At 67.9% G+C, this 13,347-nt stretch carries 11 protein-coding genes; 7 read left to right on the top strand and 4 right to left on the bottom strand.

Annotated elements, in window-relative coordinates:
* Positions 1-5 precede the first annotated feature (5 nt).
* From rnc to acpS, 7 genes are all read left to right on the top strand, one after another.
* Positions 6-698, top strand: coding sequence for a ribonuclease III (rnc, locus tag ACXJKM_RS23610; protein ID WP_056204240.1), 693 nt, complete (start codon positions 6-8; stop codon positions 696-698).
* Entirely contained in the window at positions 695-1,621 is a 927-nt protein-coding gene (era, locus tag ACXJKM_RS23605; protein ID WP_457355642.1) for a GTPase Era, read from the top strand. Before rnc ends, era begins: the two co-directional genes overlap by 4 nt.
* 102 nt (positions 1,622-1,723) lie before the next feature.
* Entirely contained in the window at positions 1,724-2,494 is a 771-nt protein-coding gene (gene recO, locus ACXJKM_RS23600; RefSeq protein WP_457355640.1) for a DNA repair protein RecO, read from the top strand.
* A gap of 121 nt (positions 2,495-2,615) precedes the next feature.
* The gene (locus ACXJKM_RS23595) at positions 2,616-4,061 is read left to right on the top strand and encodes a hypothetical protein (protein ID WP_457355638.1); all 1,446 of its coding nucleotides are present in this window, start codon (positions 2,616-2,618) and stop codon (positions 4,059-4,061) included.
* Complete coding sequence (locus tag ACXJKM_RS23590) at positions 4,048-4,527, top strand: hypothetical protein (protein ID WP_457355636.1); 480 nt, start codon at positions 4,048-4,050, stop codon at positions 4,525-4,527. Before ACXJKM_RS23595 ends, ACXJKM_RS23590 begins: the two co-directional genes overlap by 14 nt.
* A gap of 36 nt (positions 4,528-4,563) precedes the next feature.
* Positions 4,564-5,331, top strand: coding sequence for a pyridoxine 5'-phosphate synthase (locus tag ACXJKM_RS23585; protein ID WP_457355634.1), 768 nt, complete (start codon positions 4,564-4,566; stop codon positions 5,329-5,331).
* On the top strand, positions 5,328-5,726 hold the full coding sequence (gene acpS, locus ACXJKM_RS23580) for a holo-ACP synthase (RefSeq protein ID WP_457355632.1): 399 nt from the start codon (positions 5,328-5,330) through the stop codon (positions 5,724-5,726). The genes ACXJKM_RS23585 and acpS overlap by 4 nt, the downstream gene beginning before the upstream one ends.
* 22 nt (positions 5,727-5,748) lie before the next feature.
* On the opposite strand, the gene ACXJKM_RS23575 is transcribed toward acpS, so the two are convergent.
* The 4 genes from ACXJKM_RS23575 to ACXJKM_RS23560 form a co-directional block, all read right to left on the bottom strand.
* Complete coding sequence (locus ACXJKM_RS23575; RefSeq protein ID WP_457355630.1) at positions 5,749-6,765, bottom strand: hypothetical protein; 1,017 nt, start codon at positions 6,763-6,765, stop codon at positions 5,749-5,751.
* Positions 6,766-6,888: 123 nt separating this feature from the next.
* Positions 6,889-8,592 carry a hypothetical protein gene (locus ACXJKM_RS23570; RefSeq protein WP_457355628.1) on the bottom strand — a complete coding sequence of 568 codons (1,704 nt, stop codon included), beginning with the start codon at positions 8,590-8,592 and terminating at the stop codon, positions 6,889-6,891.
* A 59-nt stretch (positions 8,593-8,651) separates the two neighbouring features.
* Positions 8,652-10,208: a POT-type proton-dependent oligopeptide transporter gene (locus ACXJKM_RS23565; protein ID WP_457355626.1), complete on the bottom strand. Its 1,557-nt coding sequence runs from the start codon at positions 10,206-10,208 to the stop codon at positions 8,652-8,654.
* A gap of 89 nt (positions 10,209-10,297) precedes the next feature.
* Positions 10,298-13,222, bottom strand: coding sequence for an Rne/Rng family ribonuclease (locus ACXJKM_RS23560; RefSeq protein WP_457355624.1), 2,925 nt, complete (start codon positions 13,220-13,222; stop codon positions 10,298-10,300).
* Positions 13,223-13,347: the final 125 nt, after the last annotated feature.

The following is a 13,347-nucleotide window of genomic DNA, read 5'->3' as shown; positions in this document are numbered from 1 at the left end:
CTTCGATGAGCGCCGTGCTTGAGGCCCTGCAACAGCGCCTGGGCCATCGTTTCCAGCGACCCGAATTACTGGCACGCGCCCTGACCCATCGCAGCTACGGCGCCGATCACAACGAGCGCCTGGAGTTTCTCGGCGACGCCGTGCTCAGCCTGGCCGTATCCAGCCTGCTGTACGAGCGCTATGCCGGCTCCGACGAAGGCGACCTGACCCGCGTGCGCGCCCATCTCGTGCGCGAGGAAAGCCTGCACAAGTTGGCGCTGGCCATGGGCTTGCCGGCGGTGCTGAAGATGTCCGACGGCGAAGCCCGTGGCGGCGGCGCGCAGCGCCCGTCCATCCTGGCCGACGCTGTCGAGGCCGTGCTGGGCGCGGCCTACATCGACGCTGGCTACGACGCTGCTTTGGCCATCGTGCGCCGCCTGCTCGGCGAGACCATCACGACCGCCACCAGCGCCGGCGACTTCGCCAAGGACGCCAAGACCGCGTTGCAGGAATGGCTGCAGGCCCGCCGCATCGCCGTACCCAGCTACCGTATCGTCGCGACGCGCGGCCAGGCCCATGCCCAGACCTTTGAGGTCGAATGTGCGGTGCCGGCCCTGGACGTGGCCGAACTCGGCGAAGGCCGCTCCCGCCGCACCGCCGAGCAGGAGGCTGCCAGCCGCCTGCTGGATAGACTCACCGCCGAACGAGGCAAATCATGACCACCGACGCTGTACCCCCTGCCGCTGCCACCGCTGACGGTCCTCCCCAGCGTTGTGGCCTCATCGCCATCGTCGGTCGCCCCAATGTCGGCAAATCCACGTTGCTGAACGCCCTGGTCGGACAGAAGGTCAGTATCACGTCCGACAAGGCCCAGACGACGCGCCACCGCATCACCGGCGTGCGCACTGTCGAGGAGGCGCAGTTCGTCTTCGTTGACACGCCCGGCTTTCAGACCAAGCACAACGCCGCGCTCAACCGCACGCTCAACCGCACCGTACACGGCGTGCTGGCCGACGTTGACCTCGTGCTCTTCGTCGTCGAGGCCGGCCGCTTTGGCCTGGACGACGCCAAGGTACTGGGCCTGCTGCCTGAAGACAAGCCGGTCGTGCTGATCGCCAACAAACTGGATGCCGTGCACCGCCGCGCGGAGCTGGCCCCCTGGCTCAAGGGCATGCAGGAGCGCCGCAACTTCAGCGAGTTCGTGCCGCTGTCGGCCAAGAAGGAATCCGACGTCACCCGCCTCTTCAAGATCCTCAAGCCTTATCTGCCCGAGCAGGGCTGGTTCTACGAAGAGGATGCGCTGACCGACCGCAGCGAGAAGTTCCTCGCCAGCGAAATCATTCGCGAGAAGCTCTTCCGCCTGACCGGCGACGAGCTGCCCTACACCTCCACCGTCATCATCGACAAGTGGGAAGAAGAGGGCGAGCTGCGCCGCATCAGCGCCAGCATCGTCGTCGAGCGCGACGCCCACAAGGGCATGATCATCGGCCAGGGCGGCGAGCGCCTGAAGCGCATCGGCTCGGAGTCGCGCCAGGAACTGGAGCATCTGATGGATGGCCGGGTCTTCCTCGAGCTGTGGGTCAAGGTGCGCTCGGGCTGGGCGGATACCGAAGAGCATTTGCGCAGCTACGGCTACGAGTGATCGTCAAAGACAACACGGCCACAGAGGCACGGAGACACAGAGGAAAACCTTGAATTTCCCTGTGCCTCTGTGCCTCTGTGACCTTGTTCATCGGCCGAGCCGATGCGGCTGACGCGCCCACCTGCGGTCCAGCAGGCCTACGTGCTGCACCAGCACGACTGGAGCGAGTCCAGCCTCATCCTCGACCTGTTCACGCGCGAGTCCGGCCGGCTCGCCGTCGCGGCCAAGGGCGCCAAACGGCCCTACTCGCAGCTGCGCGCCGTACTGCTGCCGTTGCAGCGCATCTCTGTCAGTCTCTCCAAGCCCGCCAAGGCGGAGGGTGGTGAGGTGCAGACCCTGCGCAGCGCGGAGTGGGGCGGCGGTGCGACCCTGCCGGCGGGTGCGGCGCTGTTCTCGGGCTACTACCTGAATGAGCTGCTGATGAAGCTGCTGGCCCGCCACGACCCGCATCCCCGGCTCTTCGATGCTTACGCCGACACGCTGGCCCATCTGGCCGAGGGCGACGCGGCGCTGCGTGCCTTCGAGATCAGGCTGCTGGCCGAGCTGGGCCTGCTGCCCGACCTCAGCGTCGTCACGACCACGCAGACTGCCATCGACCCCGCGCGCCGCTACCAGCTCTCGCCCGAGTCCGGCCTCATCCCGCCCACCAGCGACGCCAGCCTGCCCGGCACGCTGCTCATCCAGCTCCAGGCCGCGCTGCTGCACGGCAGCCCCGCCGCGCTGCGTCAGGCCTGCGCGGCGGAGCTGCAAGGCCTGAAGACCACGCTGCGCGGCTTGCTCCACTACCATCTCGGCCACCAGCCTTTGCGCACCCGCGCGCTGATGGTGGACGTGCAGCAATTGCTGGACGGGGCTAGGGTCAGCCGCAGCTAGGGTTGCGCCGCGGCTAGGGCCAGACGCAGCTTTCGGCGCGGCCAGGTACTGCCAAGAATGCGCGGCATGAGCTGGTGCTGCATGACTGCCCGGCGCCTTGCAATCCGACCGAGAGCCCACCATGCCGCCCAACACCGTCGACAGCGCCGTCAAGGACATCCGCCACCACATGGAGACGGGCTGGTTCAACCCCGTCACCAACGGCGACATCAAGAGCGTCAAGTCCATCCTGTCCAACCTCGACGCGGCGGACAGCCGGGCGGTCATGGCGAAGCTCGGCGCGGACGAGTTGCGCCAGATCGCCGACGAGATGAACGACGACTCGTGGTTCGGCAATGGCGGGCTGAGCCAGGGCGAGCGGCGCGACTTCTTCAACGAGATGGCCCGCGACCTCAGCGGCGCTGATCTGGCCAAGCTGTCACAGGCGTTCGACCGCACCACCGGCCGCCAGACCTCGCGCGACCGCCTGCTGTCCGACGACAACATCACCGACCTGGCCGCCGCCGTCGGTCAGCATGGCAGCAACCAGACCAAGCTCGACTTCGTCAAACAGCTGGCCGGCGCCTCGACAGACCAAACCGCCATCGACACGATGAACGAGTCGCGCCTGCACGATCCGCAGGCTCGCGCGATCGCCGAGGTGATCGGCAGCATGGATTCCGCCACCGCCCAGCAGGCCCTGCAGGGCCTGCTGCCCGAGCAGCGCCAGGCGGTGCTGAAGGCGGCCACCAACGAGACCCTCCTCGTCGCGGGTGGCATGGGTGGCGGCGTCGGCGCGGTGCGCACCGATACCAAGCCGCTGGAGCAGTTGCTCAAGGTCGCCAGCGGCATCGGTGATGCCGACACCAAGGCCCGCGTCTTCGCCGACGCCGCTTCGGTGATGACCGATCTGGCGGGCCGCGGCCGGCCCGACGCCGCCGAGAACGTGCGGCGCAGCATGGGCCAGCTGATCCTGAGCGACACCAATGGCGTCATGCGCGAACTGGCCGCCAACCGCGAAACGGCCAACGGCTCGGCGCTGGCGGCCTATGCCAAGGCTTCGCTGAACGCCAAGGACTTCAACACCCTGGGCGAGATCCAGGCGCAGATCTCGCTGGGCAACGGCAAGAACGAGAACCCGGCCGCGCGCTTCGAGGCCCAGACTGCTGCTCCCGGTGGCGGCCAGCGCTTCGTCAACGCGGAGACGGCCGGCTACTACGCCGGCGCCGTGAGCGCAGCGGTCAAGGACATCACCAAGGACGCCAAGGAGCAGGGCGACCTGATCAATGCGACGCTGAAGAGCGTGCTGACGGTTGTCGACAAGACCGCGGGCCGTGCCAATCCGGCCGTGGGCATTGCCGCCTCGGTGCTGAAGGAATGGACCCAGTTCGGCGTCAAGGCCGCCATGGACGCCAAGATCAGCGACCAGGTCAGTGCCGACGACAAGCTATTCTGGGCGCTGGTGCCCAGCGTCGCCACGCGCACCCTGCCCAACGGCCGTCCCGATCTGGAGCAGGCCGCCAGCAGCGGCGCCGGTGCGGCCTTCAACGGCACCTGGATCGTCACCCGCGAACATGCCAAGCCATGAGTCCCAACTTCCCACCGACCCGGCCCGCCGCGCCTGGCTGCTCGCCGGCCTGGGCTTGCTGATGATGAGCACCGCCGCCACCGCAACGCCGGTCGTGGCGCTGCCCACTCCGCCGGCCGGCGCCGTGGCGGTGGACTGGGATCATTTCGGTGAGCCTTCGCTGTCCGCCGCTCGCCGTGCCAACGTGGTTGTCAGCAAGGCGATGCAGGCGCGGGTCGTGGACACCCAGCTCTACCGGCTGCCCGGCGATACCGCCTGGGAGGTCGTGCTGGGCCATTACCAGCAGGCTGCCACGCCGGCCTGGAAGCTCGCCGCCAGTGCCGGCCGCGTGGAGACCGGCAACCCGGCCTGGCAGCAGCGCTTCACGGCCGCCGGCGACGCCAAGGGCGGTTTTGCGGTTGTCTGGCTTCCGGCTGGCGGCGACGTGCGCGACGGTTTGCTGATGGTGTTGAGCACTTCCCCCTGACGCGCCAGGGTTGTGCCGCTCCACTACGATGGGCGCATGAACCCCCTTGCCCACGCTGGCGCGCGCTGCGCCCTGTCGGTCAACGTCAACAAGGTCGCGCTGCTACGCAACACCCGCCACCTGGGCATTCCCAGCGTGCTGCGTGCTTCAGAGCAATGCCTGCTGGCAGGCGCCCAGGGCATCACGGTCCACCCCCGCCCCGATGCGCGGCACATCCGTGCCGGCGACGTCGACGACCTCGCCGCCTTCCTGAAGGATTGGCCCCAGGCCGAGTTCAACATCGAAGGCAACCCGACGCAGAACCTGATGGACTTCGTGCGCAAGCACCGGCCTCATCAGGTCACCTTCGTGCCCGACTCCGAAGAGCAGTTCACGTCCGACCATGGCTGGATGCTGCCGCAGGATGCCGGCCGACTGAAGCCGCTGATCCGTGAAGCGCAAAGCCTGGGTGTGCGCGTCAGCCTCTTCATGGACCCGAATCCGGCCGCGATGGCGGCCGTGGCCGAGCTGGGCGCGGATCGCATCGAGCTCTATACCGAGACCTTTGCCAGCGCCTTCGGTACCGAACGTCAGGACGCCGTGCTGGCCGGTTTCACGGCCACGGCCGAGGCGGCGCTCAAGGTGGGCTTGGGGCTGAATGCTGGCCACGACCTGAATCGCGACAACCTCAGCCTGTTCCTGCGCCATGTCCCGGGCGTACAGGAGGTGTCCATCGGCCATGCCTTGATAGCCGATGCATTGGAGCTGGGCTACGCCGATACGGTGCGTAGCTATCAACAGGTCATTGCCACGGCGTACCAGTGATTTACGGCATCGGCACCGACGTCTGCGACATCCGCCGCATCCGAGCCACGCTCGCGCGGCGCGGTGAGCGCTTTGCCGAGAAGGTGCTGGGCCCGCACGAACTGACCGTCTTCAGGGAGCGCCGCGCCAAGGTCGACGCGCGCGGCGAGGCCTATCTGGCGACGCGCTTCGCCGCCAAGGAGGCCTTCTCCAAGGCCATCGGCATGGGAATGCGCATGCCCATGACCTGGCGGGCCATGGAGGTTGTCAAGGCGCGCAGTGGCAAGCCCGAGATCGCACTGCATGGGGCGCTGGCCGATTGGTTCGCCGCCCGAGGCTTGAGCGCCCATGTGACGGTCAGCGACGAGCAGGACTATGCCGTCGCCTTTGTCGTCGTGGAGAAGGCGGCGCCTTAGAGTCGAGTCCTGGCGCCCCCGCTCAGGGCGCCTTCTTGACCGCTGGCTTGGCGGCAGCGGGCTTGGCGAGGGACTCGCCCTTGGACTGCACGACCATGTCCATGTCCATGAACATCCGGCCGTTGTCGGGCCCGTTCATCGTCATTTTCATGTCCATGGCGAGCTGGCTGGCCAGCGGCAGGCGGTCGGCCAGGCGCAGCGAGCTCGTGCCTTTGCCACCACCCGTGATCTGCATGTGCAGCATCGGCGGTGCAGCGTCCGCGGCCGCGCCGCTGGCCGCGGATGCAGCAGCCGCGGGCCTTGGCAGCGGGGTGTCGATGTTCATGTTGAGATCCATGCTCAGGTCGAAATGCGCCACACCTTTGTCCACGCGGGCCAGCGTGTAGCGCACCAGGCCTTGCATGCCGCCGGCGCCGCCTGGCAGCGGCATGGGCAGGGCCATGTTCAGCGGCACCTCGACGCTGTCGCCGACCTTCAACGGGCGCTGGCTCAGGGCCTTGAGCAGTTGCAGGGACTCGCTGATCGCGGCCTTGCCCTGATTGCTCATGGCCTCGCTCAGCTCGGGTGAGCCGCCCTCGACCTTCTGCACCTCGAAGCCGAAGTCCTTGGGGTTGAAGCGCGCTGCAATGCGCATGTCGGTCTTGCCTAGACTGGGCAGCGGTGTGGGCTTGCCACCGATTTCCACGCTGCCGCCCTTGGCGCCGACCGCCAAGCTCAGCGGCAGCCAGCCCGCGGTGTCCGCAGCGCCGACCTGCATGGTCTGCTCCATGTGCATGCTCATCTTCATCGGCCCCATCAGCGCCATGCCCTCGGCGGCTTGGGCCGCCTTGGCGCGCTGCTCGTCCGTCGCGTCGGGGCCGGCCTCGACGCGCATCTTCATGACGGCTTGCAGGTCGATCCGCTGTCGTTGATGCTGGCCGGCACGCGGCGTGGTGTCGAAGCTGACGGCGGCGGGCGCGCTCGGTGCCGCCTGGGCGGCGAGGTTGAGGCCGAGCAGGGCGCCAAGCAAAGGCAGGCGCAGCGGGGAGGCGATGGTCACGAAAGCAACTCCATGAAAAGCGGTGCCGAATTGGCAACCGAGCGGTATCGTAGAAAGGGCGAAGGGACGACCGGCATCAGCTGGCCTGGGTAATTTCACCCAAGCGAACTTATGCGGTCCTGATCAGCGCGATGGCTGGAAGAGCAGCCGCTCCGCCAGGTCCCGGCGGGCCGGAGGCTGGCCCTGCAGGCGGTCCAGCATGGCGATGGCGGGGTCGCAGCTGGCAGCGACGCTGGGTTTGGCCGCCTCGGGCGCGTCGACCCACAGGCGCGACAGCATGCCCATGGCCGTCGGCCCCACGGTGCGCTCAAGGACCTCGATCTCAAGGGCGCTGACCGGCTTGGGCTGCCGGTGTGGCAGCGTGCCATTGGCCACGTCCTGCAGCCATTGGGCTTCGCGCACCTGTAAGGCCTGCGGGAGCTGCGGGCGCACGCCCAGGCGCCCGTCGAGCAGGTCGCGGCAGGCCCCGGCACTGACGCCCGCGGGTGGTGCGCGCAGGGCCTTCAGCTGGTCGGACACCAGTTGCACATAGCGGTGGCGCAACACGGCGTCGGTGCCGCCGAGCAGATCCGGCATCTGGCGGGCCAGGGGCGACAGCACGGTGGCTTGCACCTCCTCCTCGCTGGCGCCGGCCTGGTGGGCGGCCAGCATGCGCTTGGCGATGTCGTCCACGGTGCCTGGGGTGCGCTTGTCCAGCGCCTCCCACACGGGGTGCATGTGCAATGCGTCGTCGAAATCGGCCAGCGTGGCATTGGCGGCCGGCAGTGGCACCGCCAGTGTGGGTGGCGCTGGCGCGATCAAGGCGTAGGAGACCAGCTCGTCGCGCGGCACGAACCACATGCTGCGCGACGGCGTACGCAGCGTCTTGTCGATCATGGGCTGTGGCAGGCCCAGCTCGGTGTAGGTCTTGGCCAATTGCTGGTTGGCCAGTTCCTCGAAGACCGGGTTGTAGGTGCCGGTGGATGCGCGATGAAAGCCCAGCTCGCCCGTGGCCGTCATATGGCGGGGCTGCCCGGCCAGGAAGACCAGGGTGCAGGCGCTGGCGCAGGTGCCCACCGCGCGGCTGGCCTGTCCGCGTGCCTTCAGGGCAGCGGCCATGCGCTCGGCTTCGCGCACGCGGCCGCCCGGTGATGCCAGCTCCACGCGCTTGAGGTCCCGTGCTGCCTCGCTGTTCAGCAGTTGGCGCAGTCGCTCGCCGTCGCCCATGCCGATGACACCATCCAGCCGCAGGCTGCGGCCATCGGCGGAGAAGCTGAACTTGGCCTGCCCCAGCGGGTCGACGCCGCGGGCCATGGACCAGTACTCGCCCACGCTGGGCAGGAAGCCGAACACCACCGAGGCCAACAACTGCAGGGTGCTCAATGCCAGCGTGATGCGCGCCAGCCACCCCCAGAGTGCCGAGCCGCTTTCGCGCAGATAGTTGGCCGCGGCACGCCAGGCGCCGACGATGCACCACAGGTTCAGCGCCAGCAGCAGCGGCATGGTCACCAGCAGCGAGATGGCGCTGACCTGTAGCGAGTCGCCCTTGACGCTGATCCAGGTCATCAGGCCCGTCAGCAGGAAAGCCAGTGGCGTGGCGACGAGGAAGTTGTTGACCCAGTAGCTACGCACCAGGCTCATCTCGCCATGCCAGTGGCGGGCGAAGTAGCCGCGCTTGGATTCGCGGATCACGCGGGTGCGCGGCGACCGGGCGCCCGCCGGACGCGGGCGGTTCGAGGACTGCTGCCAGGCCGCAGCTTCGGGCGCCGGCTCAGGCGCGGCGCGTGGTGCATGGTGATCGACCAGCGTGGGATCGACGTAGGGGCGGCGATTTTGAGCGTCTGTCATGTGCCGCGCAGCTTACTGAGCCAGGCGCTGAAACCAAGGTGGCTATTCACCGCCGCACTTCAGCTGCGGTAATTGTTCAGCATCGGATAGCGCCTTGCCACGAGCGCAAACAGGGTCGCGGCCACGAGCGCGAAGCCGGCGAAGAAGAACATCAGGCAGGCGGTCTCGCTGTAGCCGGTCGACTTGATCGCCTGCAGTGCCGCCGGGCTCTTGATGCTGACGTTGGACAGCAGCACCCACAGGTTGCCGATGGTCACCGACAGGCTCCAGAAGCTCATGATCGTGCCCTTCATGGACAGCGGTGCCTGGCTGTAGGCGAACTCCAGCCCGGTGGCCGAGACCAGCACCTCGCCCAGCGTCAGCAGCGCATAGGGCAGCATCTGCCAGACGATGCTGACCGTCGTGCCTTCGTCCAGCCACAGCTGCAACACGCCGGCGACGATCCAGGCCGCACCCGCCAGCGCGATGCCTGCGCCCATGCGGCGCAGTGCCGTCACCTGCAGGCCCATGCGTTGCAGCGTGGGATAGAGCACCAGGTTGTTGAAGGGGATCAGGATCATCACCAGCGCCGGGTTCAGCGCCTGCATCATGGACGACTGGAACCAGGCGGGCTTGGCCATCTGATCGGCCTGCAGCACCCAGGTCGAGGCCTTCTGGTCGAACAGCGACCAGAACGGCGTGACCAGCGCGAACAGCACCAGCACGCGCAGCACGCTACGCACACCGTCGACAGCCTCGTCCGGATGCACGCCGCGCGCGCGCTCCAGCTGCATCGCCGCGCCCACGCCGCCAAAGCCCATCACCAGCACGAGGGCCAGGCAGACCGCCGGCACGAGGCCCAGGCCATCGATGCGGCTCAGCGAGTAGGCCGCACCAACGAGACCAAGCGATGCCACGGCGGCGCCAGCGCCGCCGGCCTTCAAGGCCGTCCAAACCACCTTCAAAAAGCTGTGCGGATTGGCGCCGCGCGCCGGCTGGTGCACATACTTCTTGCGGCCGCTCCACAGGATGACGGTGGCGGCCAGCATCAGCAGACCCGGCAGCGCGAAGGCGACGCTGGCGCCATAGTTCTTCAGGATGAGGGGCATCAGCAGCGACGCGAAGAAGCTGCCGAAGTTGATGATCCAGTAGAAGGCGTCATAGACCTTCTGCGCCAGCGTCCGGTTGCTCTTGTCAAACTGGTCGCCAACGAATGAACTCACCAAGGGCTTGATGCCGCCCGAGCCGAGCGAGATCAGGAACAGGCCGAAGTAGAAGCCCCGGATGTTGTCGTCGAACAGGGCCAGGCAGGCATGCCCCGCGCAGTACACGGCGCTGAACCAGAAGATGGTCGGGTACTTGCCGAAGAAGCGGTCGGCCAGCCAACCGCCCAGCAGCGGGAAGAAGTAGACGCCGATGACGAAAGTGTGGAACACCTCCTTGGCCTCGGCCTTGCGCAGGTCCTCGGGAATGGCCAGCAGCAGGCTGGTCATCATGAAGACCGTCAGGATGTTGCGCATGCCATAGAAGCTGAAGCGCTCGCATCCCTCATTGCCGATGATGTAGGGGATCTGCGGCGGCATCTTGGCCGCGGGGCTTGCCGCGGTGGCGGCGTCTGCGGTGACAGTGGTCGTCATGGGGGCCTCGGAGTTGGGGCTCTGAAAAAGAGAAACGCCGCCCGGCTTGTGGCCGAGCGGCGTTGGAGGGTGGGATCAGCCGACCCGAATCATGCCTCGAAAGGCAGCTTCACCTGGCTGAGATCCTTGCGGGTTTCCACGAGCACCAGCGGGCCCTCGTCGACAACGGCGACCGCTGCCGGCTCGCGGCCCAGCGGGGCCGGTGCGGGCTCGGCCGCGATGGCGGCCTGCACAGCGGCGATCTTGTCGGCGTCGGAGTTGACCCATTGCAGGCCGGCACCTTCGGCGATGGATTGAAGCTCGCCCATCGGCAGCTTGAAGGCTTGGACAACCGGCGCCGGGGCCGGCGCAGGTGCAGCGACCGGAGCCGGCGCGGCGGCCACGGCTGCGGGCGCCTGGACCGGTGCGGCGGCATTGGCCATCGCGTCTTCGATCAGCGAACTCTGCATCGGCGCGGCGGCCGAAGCGGCCTCCTCGCCAGCAGTGGCTTCCTGGCCTTCGACGGCACCTTCCTCACGGCGGCCTCGGTTGCGATTGCGACCGCCGCGACGGCGGCTTTCGCGGCCATGGCCCTCGGCGTCATCACCTTCGACGGGCGGCGTGGTTTCGGCGCCTGCGTCAGCAACAACTTCAGCCGGTGCTTCGACGCCGGCTTCTGCCGTGCCTTCGGTGCCCGTCTGATCGTCGCGCTCGCGGCCACCACGGCGACGGCGGCGGCCACGGCCCTGGCGCTCTTCACCGGCCGGCGTGTCGCCAGTCGGAGGCAGGGCGGCTTCGGCCTGGCTGTCGACAAAGGCCGGCGGCGCGTCGTGGACGGCGGCCAAGTCTTCGCTCAACGGCGCGGCAACCGGCAAGGCGGCCACGGTCTCGACCGGCGGGCGCTCCTGGCGCTCGCCACGAGGGCGGCGCTCACCACGCTCCGGGCGGTCACCACCGCGTTCGGTGCGCTCACCACGTTCAGCACGCTCACCACGTTCGGTGCGCTCGCCGCGCTCCGGGCGTTGCTGCTGTTCAGGCTTGTCAGCGCCTTCGGCGCGCGGCTTGCGGTCACCGCGTTCGGCACGCTCACCGCGGGCTTCCTGCGGCTTGCCATCGCGGCGGCCACCTTGGCCACGCGGCTCGTTGCGCTCACCGCGTTCGCTACGCTCGCCGCGCTCACCACGGCGGCCACCGTCGCGGCGGCCGTCACGGCCACCTTCGCGCTTGGGCTTGTCCGTTGCGGCGGGCGCCGCTGCGGGCGCCTGGACAGCAGGTGCCGGGGCCGGCGCGGCATCGCCACCGCCGAAGAAGCTGAACAGGCGGCTGAAGAAGCCCTTGGCCTGCGGTGCTGGCGGCGGGGGCGCAACGACGGGCGCCGGTGCGGGCGCGGCCGCGACGGGCTCGGGCTTCGGTGCGGCGACCGGCGCGGGCTGCTCGGGCAGGATGCCCTTGATGACCGGCTCCTGCTTGTTCTTCTTCTCGACGTCGCCGCGACGCGTGATGCCGACCTCGTCGGTCGGCTCCTCGATCATCGTGTAGCTGGCCTGCAGGTTCTCCAGGCGCGGGTCGTCGTGGCGCAGGCGCTCGAGCTTGTAGTTCGGCGTCTCGAGGTGCTTGTTGGGCACCAGCAGCACGGTGACGCGCTGCTTGAGCTCGATCTTGGTGATCTCGGTGCGCTTCTCGTTCAGCAGGAAGGAGGTCACTTCCACCGGCACCTGCACGTGCACGGCGGCGGTGTTGTCCTTCATGGCCTCTTCCTGGACCATGCGCAGGATCTGCAGTGCCGAGGACTCGGTGTCGCGGATGTGGCCCGTGCCGTTGCAGCGCGGGCAGGTGATGTGGTTGCCTTCGCTGAGCGCCGGGCGCAGGCGCTGGCGGCTCATTTCGAGCAGGCCGAACTTGCTGATGGAGGCGAACTGCACGCGGGCGCGGTCCTGGCGCAGTGCGTCGCGCAGGCGCTGTTCCACGTCACGGCGGTTCTTGCTCTCCTCCATGTCGATGAAGTCGACAACGATCAGGCCACCGAGGTCGCGCAGGCGCATCTGGCGGGCGATTTCGTCGGCCGCTTCGAGGTTGGTGCGGGTGGCCGTCTCTTCGATGTCGGTGCCGCGGGTCGAGCGGGCCGAGTTGACGTCGACCGACACGAGGGCTTCGGTGTGGTCGATGACGATGGCGCCGCCGGACGGCAGGTTCACCGTGCGGCTGAAGGCCGTCTCGATCTGGTGCTCGATCTGGAAGCGGCTGAACAGCGGTGCGTCGTCGCGGTAGCGCTTCACGCGATGGCCCTGGTCGGGCATCACGTGGTTCATGAACTGGCTGGCCTGCTCGTACAGGTCGTCCGTGTCGATCAGAATCTCGCCGATGTCCGACGTGAAGTAGTCGCGGATCGCGCGGATGACCAGGCTGGATTCCTGGTAGATCAGGTAGGCGCCCTTGCCGCCCTTGGCCGCGTCATCGATCGCGGTCCAGAGCTTGAGCATGTAGTTCAAGTCCCACTGCAGCTCGGGCGCCGTGCGGCCGATACCCGCGGTGCGTGCGATCAGGGACATGCCCTTGGGGTACTCGAGCTGGTCGAGGTTTTCCTTCAGCTCCTCGCGGTCCTCGCCCTCGATGCGGCGCGAAACGCCACCGCCGCGCGGGTTGTTGGGCATCAGCACCAGATAGCGGCCGGCCAGGCTGACGAAGGTGGTCAGCGCCGCGCCCTTGTTGCCGCGCTCTTCCTTCTCGACCTGGACCAGCAGCTCCTGGCCTTCCTTGATCGCGTCCTTGATGGTCGCGTTCTTGACGTCGGTGCCCTCGCGGAAGAACTGGCGCGAGATTTCCTTGAACGGCAGGAAGCCGTGGCGGTCCTCGCCGTAGTCGACGAAGCAGGCTTCGAGCGAGGGCTCGACCCGCGTCACGACGGCCTTGTAGATATTGCCCTTGCGCTGCTCACGGCCTTCGATTTCGGTCTCGAAGTCCAGCAGCTTCTGGCCATCAACGATCGCGAGGCGCCGCTCTTCCGGCTGCGTCGCATTGATCAGCATGCGTTTCATGTCATCACTCCTCTCGCGCCGGGCGGCTTGTCAGCCGCCGCGAAACGCGCACGTTCATCGCGCCGCCAAGCCAAAGCGCTGGCGGCTAAAGATGCACGGGCAATGACTCGAGAACCGAGGAAGGA

Source organism: Roseateles sp. P5_D6, from assembly GCF_054049415.1.
The sequence above is the reverse complement of the archived record's forward strand: the minus strand, read 5'-3'. Positions and strand labels throughout refer to the sequence as shown.

Bases quoted from the DNA above. Each gene is read 5' to 3' on its own strand.
- ACXJKM_RS23595 (WP_457355638.1), top strand. From the start codon at position 2,616: ATGCCGCCCAACACCGTCGACAGCGCCGTCAAGGACATCCGCCACCAC.
- era (WP_457355642.1), top strand. From the start codon at position 695: ATGACCACCGACGCTGTACCCCCTGCCGCTGCCACCGCTGACGGTCCT.
- ACXJKM_RS23565 (WP_457355626.1), bottom strand. From the start codon at position 10,208: ATGACGACCACTGTCACCGCAGACGCCGCCACCGCGGCAAGCCCCGCG.
- ACXJKM_RS23585 (WP_457355634.1), top strand. From the start codon at position 4,564: ATGAACCCCCTTGCCCACGCTGGCGCGCGCTGCGCCCTGTCGGTCAAC.
- ACXJKM_RS23570 (WP_457355628.1), bottom strand. From the start codon at position 8,592: ATGACAGACGCTCAAAATCGCCGCCCCTACGTCGATCCCACGCTGGTC.
- ACXJKM_RS23560 (WP_457355624.1), bottom strand. From the start codon at position 13,222: ATGAAACGCATGCTGATCAATGCGACGCAGCCGGAAGAGCGGCGCCTC.
- rnc (WP_056204240.1), top strand. From the start codon at position 6: ATGAGCGCCGTGCTTGAGGCCCTGCAACAGCGCCTGGGCCATCGTTTC.
- recO (WP_457355640.1), top strand. From the start codon at position 1,724: ATGCGGCTGACGCGCCCACCTGCGGTCCAGCAGGCCTACGTGCTGCAC.
- ACXJKM_RS23590 (WP_457355636.1), top strand. From the start codon at position 4,048: ATGCCAAGCCATGAGTCCCAACTTCCCACCGACCCGGCCCGCCGCGCC.